The following is a 17,596-nucleotide window of genomic DNA, read 5'->3' as shown; positions in this document are numbered from 1 at the left end:
TCCCTCCTGCTGTTATAGTAAGAATTGATTCAAGTCGAAGCAACTGCTTGCGACCAGATCATTTAATAGTTCGATATAACTCGACATGATTTCACTAGGTTTGCGGTCCTTGTGAGTAATCCAGCCGACGGTAAACACTTCATTGCTGTCATAAGGTATGGTCACTAGGCCGTTGCCGTTCAGCTCAGAAGCCATGATTCCAGTGCCTATTGTATAGGAATCGGTGCCTAGCAGCAGGTTCGTAAGTGTTGCCCGGTCGGTTACCTTTATATTCTTCTCAATCTGGGTGAAGCTAAGCATTTCTTCTGAATAGTGCAAAGAATTGTTGTCTCCCTGCTCAAAGGTAATATACGGATAAGGGAGGATGTCGTCCAGGATAAGGGTCTCCTTGGCGGCCAGCGGATGTCCTGCTCTCACATAGACATGTGGATTCGTGTTGAACAGCGGGGTGAATTTGAGGTTCCCGTCGCTGAACAGCTTATTCATTACCTTATAGTTGCTTTCGTTGATATACAAAATCCCGAGATCACTGCGCAGGGTCCGCACATCCTCGATAACTTCGTAGGTCTGTGTCTCACGCAGGCTGAAATTATATTCCGACACATTGCGTTCCTTCATCAGACGCACAAAAGCATCGACGACAAAAGCATAATGCTGGGTGGACACGGAAAAATAAACCGGGCTGCGTTTCTTGCCGGTATACCGGTTCTCCATGAACTCGGTCTGCTCGATAATCTGCCTTGCATAGCCCAAGAACTCCATGCCTTCCGCTGAAATGCTGATTCCCCGGTTGGTCCGTTCAAAAATCGTGATTCCCAGCTCGCTCTCCAGTTCCTTGATGGCATTGGAGAGACTGGGCTGTGACACAAAAAGCCGTTTGGCCGCTTCGTTCATAGAGCCGCTGTTCGCAATCTCAATGGCGTAGCGGAGCTGCTGCAATGTCAATCCTGTTCCCCCTCTAATCAAAGGCTGTGGCCCTGTGCGTATCTAGTTATTTTATTAGCATATCCTTACTTGCTGTACTACGTCTACTGCTCTCTTAAAATCTATTGTTACTGTGTCCGCTTCTTGGCCGCATCGATCTGCGAAGGATCAAGCCCTTCCCAAATATTCGCAATCTGTGCCTGCTCCGGATGCTCAAAGACGAGAAATGCTGTAGGCAGATAACGTTCTCCATATTGCGAAGAAGGTTTATTAACGATTTCATTGTCTTTCACCAGTACCGTCGATGATCCGCCATCCAGATTCGCGGCAATTACCGCTCCATGCTTCAGCATAATCTGCTGGACATCGTAGAGATTTGCACCGATGCTGTAGCCCGGCTGCCGGCCGTCGATGACAACAAACAACAGCGCCCCATCCGCACGCTGACCCATCGCAGTTCTTGGTGCAATCCCCCAGCCTTCGGCTGCGTTCTTGATTAATCCTTTGCCATTAACAATAATCCGCGGCTGAAAAGATACGGCTTCCTGCACACCAAGCTCACTCAGCTCTTCCAGCGAATAGTTTCCTGCAATCATTTTGCCCTGCTTGTCCAGGCCGACAATCTGTGTCGATTTCTTGCCGCCAAGGCCATTATAGAATAATTTCCCCTGTGAGATGACCAGCCCGATCGGTTTAAACCCGTTCCCCTTCCAGTTCGGGTCGGCAAACCCTCCGCCGTTCACTCCGGCAATCGCCCCGGTACGCTTGACCATACTGGATACTTTCTCGCCAGAGCCGATTTTGCCCGGAACACCTAACCGGACCTTCGTAGGATCGTTGACCGTCATTACATAACCTGTATAACTAGTCCCTGACACCTTCTCAATCTCGACCAGCGGCTTCTCTGCTTCAACTTCAGGTGCAGGGGTTGCAATCGTATGGGTATCCTTCTCGTCGCCCATATGTACAAAACGCTGATTGTACTCGGCTACCCGATTCTTCAGCTCGTCTTCACCAATAATATATTTCGCCATATAGCGGTGTTGTGTCGTTATCAATGTGTCTGCGATCAAATAACGGAGATTATGGGCAGAAGGTGCAAAATACAGCCAGCCCCCGGCAGCAACCAGTAACACGATAAAGAACAGGAAGACTCTGGTGAGTCTGCGCAGAAAGCTTTTTTTCTTACGTTTACGGACAGGTTTTTTCTTTTTTCGTACGTCTGAACGCTGGGGTAATGATGAAGTACTCACTTCTTTCTTCCTCCCTGGAGATGCATATAATGGAAATCATGATAGAATCATATCTTCCCATGATAGACGATATCGCGGAAGTAAAGGTTTCAGTTTTTTAACTCTGTGATCCATAACTAGTAAAATAAAGAAAACCCTCTTAGAAAAGAGGGTTCTGCTGCTCTAGTTATATTGGTTGCGGCGTGACACCACCGTTGCAATCAATACGATAAATATAATGGAAAGCGCGAGAAACGTCAGTCCCTTACTCAATGAGGCTGGCTTCGTTACCGATATAGCTGCTGTTGACACTGCCGGTCTATCCGTTCCGGTGTTTATGGAATTGTCGTTTGCCGCTGTAAAAGCTGTCATGGAAGCTGCCGAAGCTATTTCCGGACTGTGATCTGCTCTGGCCAGAAAAAAGCTGTAAAATTCATTTGCCGTTGCTGTGACACCGGCAGCGTAATTTTTGCCGGCAAATTGCGGTTCGAGCACCTTATCCAGAATGCCTCTGATAAGCTCATTCGTCAGCGTCCTGTCTACATTTCTTCCCTGCAGCACATGGTAGTTGTCGCCTTCGATATCCAGCACTAGCAGCACATCCCTGGAACCGGCACGTATGGATGCAAATTTTGCGTAGGTGTAATCCTGCAGGCTGCGGCCTCCGGTATTCTTCACTGTTACGATGTAAATGCCGCTTCCGGTCGTTGTTTTATAAAGGTTACTGGACTGGTTGAGATACAGCCTGGTTACCTGAGGCAGGACTCTGGCGTTGTCAGCCACATAATTCCTGCTCCCGAGCGGCTCTTTCCAAACCCCGCCCAGGCGTTCAATGAGTGCTCCGTAGGTTTTCCGCGCACCGGCGGCGTAATTTTTGTCCGCAAAGTCCGGCTCGAGTGAATCCGAGAGAATCTGTGACAAGACGTTATCTGTTAAGGTGCTCTTTAGCCCGTTTCCCTGCAGTGCCCAATATTTATTATCTTTGATCGAGAGCAGCAGGAGGACTCTATTGTTCTTATCCGCTGTACCCATGCCCCAGCTGTTGAACAACATGGTCGCGTACTCTTCCATTGAAGCCCCGCCCGTGGAATCAACCGTAACCAGCACGACCTGTGTTCCGGTCTCCTGGTGAAGCTTTACTCCGTAATTGACCATATAGTTCTCAGCCTTTACGTCAATTACATTGGCAAAATCATTGACGTAGAACGATTCCGTAGGCTCCGGTACAGCCGGTTTTGCCCAGCTCAGCACCGGCAGCATCATACTCAGCATCATGGCGATAAATGTTATTTTGATAATCTTCCGATTCATCTGAATCCCCCTGCCCGTGTTATTGCTTGATTAGATAGATAATAGATTCTATGCGAAGAGGAACACTAGTATGATTTAATAGTCTCCTGAATGATCTAAAATTACATCCATATAAAAATAGAACCAGCCTGCCAGGTTTGAGCCTGGCAGGCTGGTTCTATTTGATATTTATATTTAGAACAGCGAAGCCGGGATCAGCTTTCTTCCGCCTTTTACGAGCGTGGATTCCAGCATTTCTCCCTTATCGCCGCCAAAATAGAGCTGCCAGTAAACGCCGAAACGGACACTGACATCATTCTTAACCAGCTCCGGCGGCGTGACGATTAGCCACTGGAACCTCAATGCTTTGGAGATCTCAAACACCGGATCAAGCACGTTGTTCGAGACCATTTCGCCGAACGGATTGTCATATAAGAAGACCGTCCAGCCTTTATTCTCACGGTTAACCCGTTTATGCGTCATGATCATCATCGCTACCAGAAGCTGCACGGATTGGCGCTGACCGCCGCTGCCGACAGCTTCATCCAGCGCTCCGCGGTTAATAACCTCCCAGTCGGAGTAATGGAATTCTTCCGGGGCCGCATAGAGGAAGTAGTTCTCGGTGACCGGCTTGTACACTTGAAGTACCGGGAAACGGTTCTGCATTGCGGCATATACGATTTTTCCGTCATTTATAAGCTCCTTGACCGCAGCTGCCGGAACCTGCTCAATCTTCGGATATTTCTCCAGCAAAATGCTGATGCAGCGGTTGAAATAGTCGCTGACCAGCGGTTCGATATCCTCTGTAGTCTTTGGAACGGTGATATTCTTATAATTCAGCCGCACCAGCGGAAAAGCATGTCCGTTCTCATTGTGGATGATCATCCGCCGTTCCATGCGCTTCAGGATATCCACAATTTGCACGACCCGCTTGGCGGCGCGCCCGACCCATAGCTTCCGGGACAGCTCCATCCCTTCCTTATCACTGCGGATGCTCTCAATCTGATCCTGCGAGCTCTGCAGCATGGAATCCAGCACTTGGCGGGCAATAAAGAAATCATCCCAGTGTACGGTATTAAGCCGCTCCTGAATCTTGGTCTCCAGTTCGCTGTTCCATCCGCACTTGGCGAGCTTACTGCTTAAAGAAGATTTCTCTTCCTTCACTTTGCGGGAGATTTCGGCTCGCTCTCCGCGGCTTTTCTTGCTCTGCAGCAGCCAATCGGCTACCAGCGGTTCACAATCTTCTCTTACGCGCAGCTGTATTTCTTCCGGCACTTCCCGCAGCTGTGTGCGGCCTTCAACATGCGTATCCATTATCTTACTCTGATTACCCAGCGTTTGAATCCACTGATCCATTGAAGATAAGGCCTGCTTGCAGCTGTTCAGCAAATGCTCGTTTTCGCGGTTGCGAGCATTAACCTCAGCTTCTTTAGCGTCGAGGGATTCCTGCCAGATTTCCACCGGGCGTTCGTGTTTTTCTTTGATCGTTTTTTCAGCTTTCCGCAGATCCTTCTGCAGATTCTCCAGAATCGTCTGGCAGCGGATGTAGGATTCACGCACGTTCTGGTAATCTTCATCCAAATTAGCTGTTTCGTTCTTCTGGCGTGCTCTCGCTGTCATAAGGGTTTCCGGAGAATCGGAAGGCTCAGCCGCATTCTTCCATTGTTTATCTACCTCATTGACGGCGGACTCCAGCTCAGCCAGCTGTTCACCGGCTCGTTTAATATTGCCTGCCCGGGTACGGATTTCCAGCTCATTTTGCGTTAAGGATTGCTGCAGGCTTTCCACAGTACTGAGCAGCTGCTGGAGTATATTTTGAGCCTCTGGATCAAACTCCTGCTCTTCTAAACCGGAACCCTCTGAAGGATGAAGTTCACCAGGAAAAACAATCTCCGGGAACCAGCTTTGCAGCCTCGGGAATAAGGAGTAGCGTGTATCCCCAATCCAGTTCACACGCTGCTGCGCGGTGCTGTCCATTTCCGCTTTCAGCTGGACCATCCCTTGCTCTTTGGCGGCAATCTCTTTGCTTAGAACCTGTTTGCGTTCCACAGCACTCTGCTTGTCCCTGTAATCCTGCTCCTGCTTCTTCGTCCGTTCTTCCCACTGGCGCAGCGCCTGCACCCTTTGTTCTAGTCCGGTCTGCTCCAGCTCATTTTGAACCACTTCTTTCTGAATGCTCGCCAGAGCCTCTTCATTGCTGCTGATCTCATGGTTCAGGCTGCTTAACTTTTGGCCAAGCTCATCGCTGAGTTGTGCAAGTGTGCTCAGCTTAGCTCTGAGATTCATCGTATGCTCGCCTTGGAACAGCCGCTCGAACTCTTGGCGGGCAGATCTCAGCTTGGAGAGGTAATTTTCCGCGTCCTGCAGCTCTTCCTCCTGCTCCTTCAGCCTTGATGCGATACCGCGCTTCCAGTCCTGGAAGCGTTCAGGCTGCAGAATCATCTGGGGCCCCTGGTTGGAGAGCAGCCGGAAGGGCTCCACTGCCGTCCCAGCCATTTCTTCGCGGATAAAGACCGGTACAGCAGATTTGAGGATAATTTCCTTCAAAGCACCAGGAGGGATTTTATCCGCCTCACGCTGTGTAACAATTAGTCCATACGGGAGCAGCGGATGACGTTCCAGCTCTTCTTCACGGTTTAAATAAGACAAGTCATTGAGAAAAGAACTGCCGAGCATGGAGGTAATCTTCAGCGCATCCAACGTATCTTTCACAGTAAGAACGTCTGCATTAGGCAGCCAGTACGCTTCCTGCTGCAGCTCTACATCCATCTGCTGATGGTAATAAGCTCTTCTGAGCCGTTTCGTCTGCTGCTCGGCATCATCCAGCCTGCGGATAAACCGCTCCTGAATCACAGCCTTGGCTTCAAACAATGCCGCCACACCCATTACCTGATGCTCTTCATACAGCTCAAGCAGCACGACCAGTTGTGACCATAGCTGTGATTCTTTGTTCATCTGCACTTCAAGCTGATTGTTCAGCTCATCAGTTTGCTGATTCTGGGCGTTCTGTTTTACGCTAAGCTCTGCATGTGCTTTGTGCAGGCTGAACCGCTGCGCCTCGGCAAGCTTGCGCTGCTCCTTGAGTTCGGTGATACTGCCTTCAATCCCGTTTATAGCGATTAACGTCCGCTGAAGCGCTGCACCTGGAGCGGACGCAGCTTCTTGTCCATGGCGTGAAGTGAAGATGCCTGTTTCCTCTGTAAATTGCCGGATAGCGCTAGTAAGCTCATTAATCCGGTTCTCCAGTCCTCCCAGCTCCAGCAGGAAACTTTCTCTTTCCTTTTGCAATCCCCCCTCTTCTGTCGTTAAGGCATGCTGGCGCTCAGCAAATATGGAAATTTGCTTCTGCCACAACAAGGATACCTTATCCCACTGGGTACGCAGCTCATTCTTGGCGCTCTTAATTACCTCTTGCCGTTCCTTCATTTCAAGCGAACCTTCGATCGCTTCTATTTCCTTCTGCCACTGCTCGATCTGGCGGAGTTGGACTTTGCGTTTGGCTAAGTAGTACGCCACTTCCAGATGCTTTTCCTTCTCCTTCGATGCATCCAGCCGCGCGCGTGCTCTTGCCTGATTGTCACTGATCCCCTTGAATTCATCCTGTTTCCGGTCATGTTCCTCTTTGCTGCGCAGATAAGTCAGATTATCCGCCTCAAACCGCAGCTGGCGGCCTTCCTGATGCAGGCGGACCAGTTCATCTGCTTGCTCACGCCGCTTGTCCTCGGCAGTCTTAAGCTCCTCATGGATGACCGTAAAGATCTGCCGCCCCTGCTGCTCAGACTCCTGAAAACGCTGCTCGGCTTCCGTTCCTTGCTTCACCAGCTCATAGAGCGGCGCAGTCAGTGAGGTGAATTCGGCAAAAGCCTTCTCCCGCTGTTCCAGCATCGGCAGCCGCTGGGCGACCGTCGCCGCGTCGAGGAACATCCGCTGCAGGGAACCGTCTTCCTCACGAAGGCCTTCATTAAGGCTGGAGCCGATTTCAGGAATGATTAGCTTCTCGAACAGATTCTGGTTCGTAAAGGCGTCATTTTTTTGAAAATAGCCCTTGATCCCGCCCTCTTCGCCGTTGATTTTCTTCATGTTACGCCACTCACCGATATGAATATCCCGCTCTTGCAGAAAGTTGTAATACTTCTTGAGTTCAGAATTGCTGCTGCCAAATGGGACAATCTCCCCGCGGTGCTCGCGCACAAACTGCTGGATCGCTTCAAAACTCGCCGGCCCGCCTTCTGACTGATTATAGAGGGGCAAGGTCGAAAGTGTAAGTTCAGCCTGCTCATCATAATCCATAAGCGTGTAGAGCAAATAATCCACCTTGATTTCCAGCTGATCCACGGAACTGTGGGCAGTCATGGCGATAGCGGTCGTCATATATTCATTACGCTCATCGTTATCCAGCCTCCACTCGATAGCGACATGGAAGGTATAGGGTTTGAGCTGCTTTTTATGATTATGAAAGAATGCCTCCACCTGGTTCTCGTTATCTTTGCCCCAAGCGGCTTTGGGAATCAGTAATTGAAAAATCGACTGAAGCAGTACGCCCTTACCGCCGCCGTTCATCAGGGTGATCAGGGTATTAGCCGGTCCTTCCTCGTTGCAGAGGTCAAGAACCATATCATCATACTTCTTCAGCATCTTCTCATACTTCAGTCCGGCGATACGGATACGCTCAATGCGCGGCATGGGCTTCCCCTTCTTTCTCCGTCAAGGTCCGGCCGATCAAAGCTTTCAGTTCCTTATAACGGTCAACATCATGATACAGATAACGCATTCGTTCATACAATTCTTCCCGCGGGAAAATCCGTTTCTCATTCTCTGAAATGAACACCAGATGCTCATCCTCCAGCAGCTTCATCCCTTCATGGATCAGACCGATCCGCGAGCCGTACCCTCTGGATAAAGAGTCTCCATCCTCCTGGCTTTTGGTCTGCATATAGAGATTGGTCCATACCTTGTACATCGCCTGGATATCCAGACGCCACTGTTTGCTGAATGTCCCGTCTTCATCCAGTGCATTCCATGACTGAAACAATGAGGATACCTGGTCGGAAATCTGAATATAGGACATGCTGTCCTGCCCGGGCTTGAAATGCTGCTCATCCTGATCCATTTCCGCCAGAAATACCAGAATAATGACATTGATAATATGTAGATGGGTTTTACGCTCAACCCTTGAATATTTATTCCGCAGCTGGGTGAAGTTGGTGGCAAATCCCGAACCGAGCGGATTCACCAGCAAATGCAGGCGGTGTCCGGAATTCATGATCCGGCAGCCTCCCTCCTTAGCCAGGTACTGCAGGGCATCATAAGCCCCGGTATCCTGCAGGCATTCCGCTGCGGCGGGATCATCTAGTGAAATTACTTTCCGGCGAAGCAGATCAAAAAACAGCCGCGAGGCCATCTGTAATTGTTCTAATGAATAGCTCATGCTCTAACCTCTCATCTCTGTACTATAGTAATGGTATAGGGACTCATTTCCAGCCCCGGCCATTTGACGGTTTCATTCCGCTGTTCTCCGGCAATTGTTGTTCGTAGTGTTTGACCACGCAGTATCTCCAGCTCAGGATGTTCCTGGAGCAGATATTGGATTAGCCGCTGGCACTCGTCTGTCCCGCCAGGGCTGTTCGCTTCAAGCTCCTGAACCCTAATCTCCGTGTGAAAAAACTGCGCCCAGAGGTCGACGGCATCCGGCGTCCGGGCCCATTTTAGTTTTACTTCCTCTGGAAAGGCGTCTGATGAAAACGTAAACTGCCCCGCTTCAGCCAGCTCCGTAAATACAGGAAGCCACAGCTCCGCGACCTCGTCCCACGGGATCGACTTCGGCACATAAGGAGCTTCCGTCTCCTCTTCCTCATCCTCAGGCTCATTTAACAATTCTTCCGGCAAAAAGCCGACATCCTGCTCCTCCCAAGCCCAGGCGAGAGGATAAATGAAGTCCTGGTGCGGCGCAAACAGCCCGCTGACCAGGAGTTCCAGGCTGTCCCCGCCGGGCAGGCCCTCACTCTTAACCCATTCCTCCCAGACATTCGTCCGGAAATTAAACCCTGCAGCCCCCCAGAACAGCTCCGGGAAATTCAGTCTTAAGTTCGTCTCGGCTTCAAAAATACTCAGGACGACCTCAGCCAGCTCATCATGCACTTTACGCGACAGCTCCACCCGTTCGGACAGGAGCCGCAGCTCGTTAAAGTCGATGACATCCTTCTCGTCATTGGCCAGCCGGGCCAGCGAGCGGTGAATATTATCGAAGTGCCTGCGTTCCTCGTCAAACTGCTGGTGAATCTCCTCCAGCCGCTGATGCCGTATCACGCCGTATTCGCTGAAAATATGCTTCGGATTGCGGCGCAGGGCGCTGCGGTATTCCTGCTGCTGCTGGGTCATCTTCCGCACACGTGAGATGAGTTCGTTCACATCCTGCATCGCCCGGGTTACGCGGCCATGCTTAATGTGCATCTGAATTTCGAGCAGCTTAATGCTGATCTGAAATTCATCGATAATCTCATGGCTCATGAAAATCAGTTCCAGTGCGTATTCGGACAGCCTGTATATGGTAGTGCCGTTCTCTTCCCAGCTGCTGCGGGTTGCATCCTCGTCAACCGTGAAGTATTTGTACTTTTGCACCGTCATCTGCCTAGTGTGGTCATCATAATATACCGCCTCAAAATCACCCCCGCTGCCGCTCCACAGTAGTCCGTCGACCAGCCGTTCCACGGATTCGGATGTGCCGAGCCTGGCAATATTGAAGCGTTCCAGCGAACTCCACGTGAGAGCGATAATATCTTCCTTAGACCGCTGTTCGTTCGATTCCAGCTCCAGGTAGTAGACCTGCAGCAGCACGCTGAGCGCAATCATCTCCTTATAGGGCTGCAGCTCACCAAGATTCATCCCTGCACCAAGGCTCCACAGCGGGTTGAGCCGTTTATTCCGTTCACCAAAATCCGTCCAGTTCATATCTAATGCCTACCTCGCCATCACTTCGTAGTCTAGCTTCAACTTAGGTATTCCGAATAAATAACATAAACCCATATTTGCCCCATGCAGGGTGAAATATGGGCTGAGTAATACTGATAAGTTATTGTTATCGGGGAATATATGTTTCTATTATATCAATCAAATAGAAATCTGGCTATTTGTAATATAGATTGATTACATAACAGCCACAATTAAAAAAAGAGCCGGTCGGCGGCTCTTTCTACTACTAAATGCAGCATAGATTACTACTTGTATTTCTCATGCAGCAGATAATGCAAATTTGCTTTAACTGCCGGCCAGTCTTCATCGATGATGCTGTACAGCACATTATCCAGTACAGCCCCTCCCGAAGTGATCCGGTGCTTGCGCAGAACGCCTTCTTTTACTGCACCAATCCGCTCGATAGCTTTTTGTGATCTCAGGTTATCACCGACAATCGTGAAGTTGACCCGGATCAGCTCCAGGTGCTCGAAGCAGTACTGCAGCAGAAGTGATTTGGCCTCCGTATTGACCGGCGTTCTCCAGTAGTCCGGAGAGATCCAGGTGCAGCCGATTTCCGCATTCCGGTGAGTCCGGTCGATATGCATAATCCGCGAGGTGCCGGCGATTCTGCCGGTCGAAAGATCAATCATCACAAAAGGCAGGTCTTGCCCCTTCTCTTTACCCGCAAGTGCCGTCTCAATCAGCTGCTCTACTTCTCCGGCGGAGGATATTTTTCTCCAGGTGAACTCCCAAATTCGCGGATTGTTCAGAATGGCGGTCAGTTCTGCCTTATGTGCTGCTTCCAGAGGAACCATTTTAATAAAAGTGCCGTTTAGTTGCCTGATGTTGTCCGAGATCACGAAGTTGCCTCCTATATCCTGATTAATCACGCTGTAATAGCTAGACCCAACCGCTGCTTAAGATCAGTTTCTATTAAATTATAGAATACATCTATCCCTACGTCTGCATCATTTATATAAAAGAACAACCCCGTTTATGTAAAAACGGAGCTGTTCAGCCTGATACATCTTAATGAAGGAACAATTAGCTTCTATCAGCAATCTCAGCAGAGATCTGCCGGACAATCTCTTCAATACTCATTGCTCCGGCATCGCCCCCAGCACGTTTTCTCACGGAAACTGTAGCAGATTTCTGCTCATTATCGCCTAGAACGAGCATATATGGCACCTTTTCAAGCTGGGCTTCGCGGATCTTCAAGCCAAGCTTCTCGTTACGGTCATCCACCTCAACCCGGATTCCGGCAGCAGCGAGTGCCTGTTTCACTTGAAAGGCATAATCTGCATGATTCCCGGAGACGGGCAGCAGCTTGGCCTGCACCGGAGACAGCCACACCGGAAAAGCGCCGCTGAAATGTTCAGTGAGAATCCCGATGAACCGGTCAATCGAACCGTACACCGCACGGTGAATGACAACTGGCCGATGTTTCTGGCCGTCTTCGCCGATGTAAGTCAGGTCAAATTTCTCAGGCATCTGGAAATCCAGCTGCACTGTTCCGCACTGCCAGCTTCTCTTGAGTGCATCCAGAATGTGAAAATCGATCTTCGGCCCGTAAAACGCGCCGTCTCCGGGGTTAATCCGGTAAGGGATGCCGCGGTTCTGAAGCACCAGCTCCAGTGCTGCCTCCGCCTGGTCCCAAAGAGATTCTTCTCCCATATAATCCGCCGGACGAGTAGATAACTCCACCTTGTATTCGAAGCCAAACACATTGTAGATATGGTCGATCAGATCCAGCACCTGACCGATTTCAGCTTCAATCTGTTCCGGCAGGACGAACAAATGGGCATCATCCTGGCAAAAAGTACGGACACGCATCATCCCGTTCAATGACCCGGAAGATTCATTGCGGTGCACCTGCCCGAATTCGGCAAGGCGGATCGGCAGCTCGCGGTAGGAATGCCGGCTGTTTTTGAAGATCAGCATATGCCCCGGACAGTTCATTGGCTTCAGCGCGAATTTCGCCTCATCCACATGTGTGAAATACATATCATCCTTGTAATGATCATAGTGCCCGGACTGCTCCCACAGCCGGTTATTCATCATCAGCGGAGTGCGGACTTCACTGTAAGCCCGTTCCCGCTGGATTCCGCGGCTGAAATCCTCCAGCTCTGTGCGGATGATCATTCCTTTTGGCAGATAGAACGGCATTCCCGGCGATTCTTCGGAGAACATGAACAGCTCCAGTTCCTTACCCAGCTTACGGTGATCACGTTTCTTCGCTTCTTCGAGCATATGCAAATGCTCTTCTAGCTGCGCTTTTTTCAGGAACGAGACGCCGTAAATCCGCTGAAGCATCTTGTTGTTTGAATCTCCGCGCCAATAGGCTCCGGCAACACTCATAAGCTTGAATACTTTAATTTGGCCAGTTGAAGCCAGATGCGGCCCCCGGCACAGATCCGAAAATTCCCCCTGATCGTAAATACTGATAACAGCTTTTTCAGGCAAATCGCGGATCAGTTCCAGCTTAAGCGGCTCTTCAAGGTCTTCGAACAGGGCTTCTGCGTCTTCCCGGCTGACCTCCCGGCGGACAATCGGCAGATTCTCATTAATGATCCGTTGCATTTCCTGTTCAATTGCCGCCAGATCCTCGCTCGACAACGGCTGCTCAATATCTATATCGTAGTAGAACCCGTCTTCAATGACAGGACCGATACCCAGCTTCACATTTTTACCGCCATATATGCGTTTAATGGCCTGAGCCATCAGATGAGCTGTGCTGTGTCTGTGAATGTCCTGGCCCTCTTGGCTATCCAGGAGCACAATTTCAACCCGGCTGTCCTGCGTAACCGGATAATGAAGGTCCACGAGCTTACCGTTTATTTTACCTGCAACCGCATTTTTCTTCAGACTTGGGCTTATGGATTCGGCAATTGCACTTATTTCGGTGTTATGCGAATACTTCTTAACGTTTCCATCCGGTAGTGTTACATTAATCTCCATGATTGTGGCCTCCATCTCTTCAAGTGTTATTGAACGCAAAAAAACGCATCTCTCCCGTAAAGGGACGAGTGCGTTCAGCTCGTGGTTCCACCCTAATTTGACCTGCGCTGTTACAACCCTCTGCTGTTAGACGGAAGTAAAGTCGCATAATCCTCATGGTATCCGGTATCGGGGATAAGTCGGTGGCATTTACAGCCGCCCTAACAGCAGGGAGGGTTCAGTGCCACGGCTGCAAAGGGGTAACATCCGGCCGGTCTCTGTAAGAAGCTCTCACCATTCACTTCTCTCTCTGGTCAGTCCTTGAAGGATATCATGTCTTTGGTCAATGCCTTGGATATTGGTGTTGCTGGTTACATAATACTGAACCGTCCTCCAAAAAGTCAAGAGCAAATCTAAAAATCGGTTTCATTCCGTTTTTTGGGTTGCATAAAACCGCTGGCCAATTTTAGCGTCGTCACAATCTGATAAAGAGTAAACTCCGTCAACTTCTTTTATGGCTTTACAAGTAGTGCTTACCTTTTCCTCTTTGCCATTTTCGTCTTGTCTGCTGTCGTAGGTATACGTAATAGTATCTTTATTATTACTATATTCAAGGTAATGGAATATGGGGTCGCCTTCTACGGTATAAATTGCAAATTTAACTTCAGCCTTATCCTTACTATTTACTTTATCTAGAAATCCTTCGAATAATTCATAATTTAATACATCCATTCGACCATAGACTACATAACCTTTTTTGACAGCTTCAGTAGAACTCATAGACTTAGAACAGGCAGCAGCAAAAAGCGTTAGCATCATCATTAAAAAACAGACTCTAAGCATCTTCATGTTCGCGCCTCCTAAGATTCACAACTTTTTCCCTAGAGCAAAATTTATATTTTATATGGAATGCGTGCAATAATCTCCTGAATCTCCTCTACGGTGGAAGCAATGTAATCCGCTCCGCTACTGGACAATTCCTCCTCCGAACCATAGCCGAACAACACACCAACAGAGGCTACACCACAGCTTTTTGCTCCGATAATATCATGCTCCCGGTCCCCGATCATCAGAGCCTCTTCCGGAGGGATGGCATTCTGGTCAAGCACGAACTGGATCACCTCACGCTTCTTGGAGCGTGTACCATCGAGATTGCTGCCTGCGACATGCTTAAAATATCCGTCCAGCCCGTAATGCCGGAGAATTTCTTCGGCGAAAACAGTTGGTTTCGAAGTTGCAACGTATAACGTGTATCCCATTCCCTGCAGGGCTTCCAGCAGCTGTGGAATTCCAGGAATGACGCTGTTTTCGAACATCCCAATTGTGCTATAGCGTTCACGGTAATAAATAACCGCCTGAGCGGCCTGTTCCTCCGGCAATCCCTGAATTTGCACAAACGAATCAAACAGCGGCGGCCCGATATACGGGAGCAGCAGATCCAGATGATCCACCGTAATATCGAACTTGTTCAGTGCATATTCGACACATCTGGTAATTCCCTCTTTAGGGTCGGTTAAGGTACCGTCCAAATCAAATAAAATACTCTTCAGCCTTCCGTTCATTTCGTCCTGCTCCCCTCAAAAATCATAACTTTCAACACCATCCTGCTTCACTTCACAGCTTGTTCAATCATACCCCCGTTTCTACATACTTTCCACATACATATCCATTAAGATCAGGAAGTAAGCTAATTTGCTATTGGAGGATGTAACATGAACATGACACATTATATGTCTCTGCTTGCTGACAACCAGCCGTGGAATCTGATTTTATTTATGGCAATTCCCGTTATTTTTGCAGAGACGATAACTGTAACCGAGTTTATTATTTTGTTCACCAAGAAACTAAACGGACCGCTGAGAGCATTCAACCGGGTATGCAGTATCCTGGCCGGTCTTTATTTTACCGGAGTGTTTCTCTACCTGTTCCCGACTGCATTTGTACCGCTCACGGTGAACGGTGAATGGCATACCTGGGTCGATGTTGTCGCGGTGGGCTTTTACTTAAGCGGAGTGCTTTTTCTGCTGCCGCTCGCACTGCTCGACCTTGGCCTGATCGCCCGTAAACGTTCTGAGGAGGGCAGGCTGAAGCTGCATTTTATGTTGATCAGCGGTTTCCTTGTAGTCGCACATATTGCGATGATATTCGGTATGGTCAACCCGGAAATCATTAACGGAATGGCAGGCATGAACCACTAACAACTCTATAAATTCTTATTTCAAAAGAGCAGAGCCCCCCGGTAAACGGAAGGTTCTGCTCTTATTGATTTCGGGAAAATCATCTCGAGTTTTGATCCGATTAGGGTGCGGAACAAAACGCACTGCGGCTATATTAACCCTCCGGTACAATTGGTTTAAGAATGTTATATGGAGGACAAACAAGATGATTGAGCTGTATATTGCAGAGCGTATCAAGGAATTTAAAGAAGATCCGGAATCGGTGTACAACACCTGGTTCCTCAATAATAATGATCGCTTGAAGGCTTTCCGCACAATCAGGAACGGACTGACAGATGTAATCGGGCATATTGAGATGCGGACCTTCGGCAATGACTATAAAGGCTCCGCACTGGAATTTATCATGTCAGCGATCTGTGAACAAAAGCAGGTCTTTGACGGAGCCGCCCATGCCTTTTATTGGAAACCTAAACTCCGCATCCCGGATATTTATGAGAATGAGGTGAATCAGCTTGCGTTTGGGCGTTTTCTAAAAGCTGTACTGCATACCAGCCAGGAAAAACAGCTGCTTGCGGAGATTCACAGGCTGGACAGCTTGCAAATCAAAGGACTCGGACCAGCCGTTGCCAATATCCTGTATTTCCTGCATCCTACCCTCTTCCCCCCGTTCAATACTGCGATTGTCCGGGGATATAATGAACTGCTGGACCAGAAGATCAAACTCGGCTCTTGGAGCGCTTATCTTGATATGCGTGCAGGATTAATAGAAATCAACGAATCCCAGCGGTTACTGTTGTCGAAGGACCTGGGAGCGGTAGCCGGTTTCATGTTTGAAATAGGTTCAGGCCGTCTGATTGTCAGCGGCAATGCCGATAGAGTCCTTGAAGCCGACACCGCTAAACGGGAAAAAAGCAGCCTTAAACGTCATCAAGAAGTACTGAGCGATTACCGGGAGGAAACAGAGCATAGCGAAATGCAATATCATCTTGCAAGACTTGGCCGCTCGCTGGGATATAAAGTCTGGATAGCGCAGAATGATCATAAAAGACAATGGAACAACAAGGCGCTCGGGGAATTATCACTCCCTGCGCTGCCGCCGCTGAACGTACCTAAAGCTGCCAGTGAAACAATCTCATTCATAGACGTTCTCTGGCTGGATGCAGAGGACGGCATCGTTTCCGCCTTTGAAGTCGAGAAAAGCACCTCTATCTATTCAGGAATTCTCCGCCTGCATGACCTAGCCTTGTCGTTAAATCATCCTGAATGCCATCTCTTTCTGATCAGTCCTGATACCCGTGAAAGGGAAGTCCAGGCTCAACTGCTGCGCCCTTCTCTTCAGCAGGACAAGATACGCAACCTTTCTTATGTTCTATTCTCTGATTTGCGCTGTGATTGTGATGCCATGTGCAAGTACGGACGTTCTGTAGAAGTATTAGATAAGATTACCAGAAGACCGGCTGCATCAGAAGTAAGTTAGTCCCTTAAATGAATCAGCGGCAGTCCCGGACCGTAAATAGGCCCTGCGCTGCCGCTTTTTGATTTAGCTTTAAAGAGTACTTTATTTTCTTACCAGTACGGATAATTCACCTTCAAACACCTTTTCATCGGATTGATTATAGGTCGAGAGCCGCACTGTAACGATCCCGTTCTCATTCTTCTTCTCTATTACATCTATGACTTCTACTATCGTATGTAATTCGTCTCCAGGGAACACCGGTTTAATAAATCTAATGTTATTCATCGCAGTTCCGGCAATAACATCGTTACCATAGCTGCCCGTTTCCACCCAAAGCTTAAAAGTAACAGCAAGTGTCTGAATTCCGGAGGCGATGATGCCGTTAAATCTGCCCTGCTTGGCTTTCTCTTCATCCAAATGCATATACTGCGGGTCAAACTCGGCAGCGAAGCTCGTGATATTCTCTTTCGTTATGGATAAAGACTTCGTTCTAAAGACTTGTCCGTTATGAAATTCATGAAACCGCATGGATTCACCTCAAAGTTGTAATGGGATATGAACTTCAGTTTAGTGCAATTTGATAGAACGAATCAAGCTAAAGCTCCTTCGGCTCTATATCCGCTTGCACA

13 protein-coding genes are annotated in these 17,596 nt (G+C 48.9%); 2 read left to right on the top strand and 11 right to left on the bottom strand.

Features of this window, described 5'->3' with window-relative positions:
* Positions 1-12: 12 nt before the first annotated feature.
* From JRJ22_RS12555 to JRJ22_RS12510, 10 genes are all read right to left on the bottom strand, one after another.
* Positions 13-945, bottom strand: a complete 933-nt coding sequence (locus tag JRJ22_RS12555) for a LysR family transcriptional regulator (protein WP_206104745.1) — start codon at positions 943-945, stop codon at positions 13-15.
* A 107-nt stretch (positions 946-1,052) separates the two neighbouring features.
* Positions 1,053-2,177 (bottom strand): phosphodiester glycosidase family protein, encoded by a 1,125-nt coding sequence (locus JRJ22_RS12550; protein ID WP_206104744.1) that lies wholly within the window; start codon positions 2,175-2,177, stop codon positions 1,053-1,055.
* Between the two features lie 162 nt (positions 2,178-2,339).
* Positions 2,340-3,467 (bottom strand): TPM domain-containing protein, encoded by a 1,128-nt coding sequence (locus tag JRJ22_RS12545; protein WP_206104743.1) that lies wholly within the window; start codon positions 3,465-3,467, stop codon positions 2,340-2,342.
* Between the two features lie 174 nt (positions 3,468-3,641).
* On the bottom strand, positions 3,642-8,129 hold the full coding sequence (locus JRJ22_RS12540; protein ID WP_206104742.1) for a coiled-coil domain-containing protein: 4,488 nt from the start codon (positions 8,127-8,129) through the stop codon (positions 3,642-3,644).
* Positions 8,116-8,874: a DUF6063 family protein gene (locus JRJ22_RS12535; protein ID WP_206104741.1), complete on the bottom strand. Its 759-nt coding sequence runs from the start codon at positions 8,872-8,874 to the stop codon at positions 8,116-8,118. The genes JRJ22_RS12540 and JRJ22_RS12535 overlap by 14 nt, the downstream gene beginning before the upstream one ends.
* Before the next feature lie 11 nt (positions 8,875-8,885).
* Positions 8,886-10,394 carry a hypothetical protein gene (locus tag JRJ22_RS12530; protein ID WP_206104740.1) on the bottom strand — a complete coding sequence of 503 codons (1,509 nt, stop codon included), beginning with the start codon at positions 10,392-10,394 and terminating at the stop codon, positions 8,886-8,888.
* A 266-nt stretch (positions 10,395-10,660) separates the two neighbouring features.
* Complete coding sequence (locus tag JRJ22_RS12525) at positions 10,661-11,257, bottom strand: GNAT family N-acetyltransferase (RefSeq protein WP_232381125.1); 597 nt, start codon at positions 11,255-11,257, stop codon at positions 10,661-10,663.
* Positions 11,258-11,441: 184 nt separating this feature from the next.
* A complete protein-coding gene (thrS, locus tag JRJ22_RS12520) occupies positions 11,442-13,355 on the bottom strand; it encodes a threonine--tRNA ligase (RefSeq protein ID WP_206104739.1) in 1,914 nt (637 codons plus the stop codon).
* 405 nt (positions 13,356-13,760) lie between these two features.
* Positions 13,761-14,183 carry a DUF4362 domain-containing protein gene (locus JRJ22_RS12515; protein ID WP_206104738.1) on the bottom strand — a complete coding sequence of 141 codons (423 nt, stop codon included), beginning with the start codon at positions 14,181-14,183 and terminating at the stop codon, positions 13,761-13,763.
* A 44-nt stretch (positions 14,184-14,227) separates the two neighbouring features.
* On the bottom strand, positions 14,228-14,896 hold the full coding sequence (locus JRJ22_RS12510) for an HAD family hydrolase (protein ID WP_206104737.1): 669 nt from the start codon (positions 14,894-14,896) through the stop codon (positions 14,228-14,230).
* 150 nt (positions 14,897-15,046) lie between these two features.
* Between JRJ22_RS12510 and JRJ22_RS12505 the strand changes: the two genes are divergently transcribed.
* The gene (locus tag JRJ22_RS12505) at positions 15,047-15,532 is read left to right on the top strand and encodes a DUF6803 family protein (protein WP_206104736.1); all 486 of its coding nucleotides are present in this window, start codon (positions 15,047-15,049) and stop codon (positions 15,530-15,532) included.
* A 184-nt stretch (positions 15,533-15,716) separates the two neighbouring features.
* Positions 15,717-16,988 carry a hypothetical protein gene (locus JRJ22_RS12500; RefSeq protein WP_206104735.1) on the top strand — a complete coding sequence of 424 codons (1,272 nt, stop codon included), beginning with the start codon at positions 15,717-15,719 and terminating at the stop codon, positions 16,986-16,988.
* A gap of 81 nt (positions 16,989-17,069) precedes the next feature.
* On the opposite strand, the gene JRJ22_RS12495 is transcribed toward JRJ22_RS12500, so the two are convergent.
* Entirely contained in the window at positions 17,070-17,495 is a 426-nt protein-coding gene (locus JRJ22_RS12495; RefSeq protein WP_206104734.1) for a MaoC family dehydratase, read from the bottom strand.
* Between the last annotated feature and the right edge of the window lie 101 nt (positions 17,496-17,596).

The organism is Paenibacillus tianjinensis (assembly GCF_017086365.1).
Lineage (GTDB): Bacteria > Bacillota > Bacilli > Paenibacillales > Paenibacillaceae > Paenibacillus_AQ > Paenibacillus_AQ tianjinensis.
Note: the sequence above shows the minus strand (reverse complement) of the source record. Positions and strands in the feature narration are given on the sequence as shown.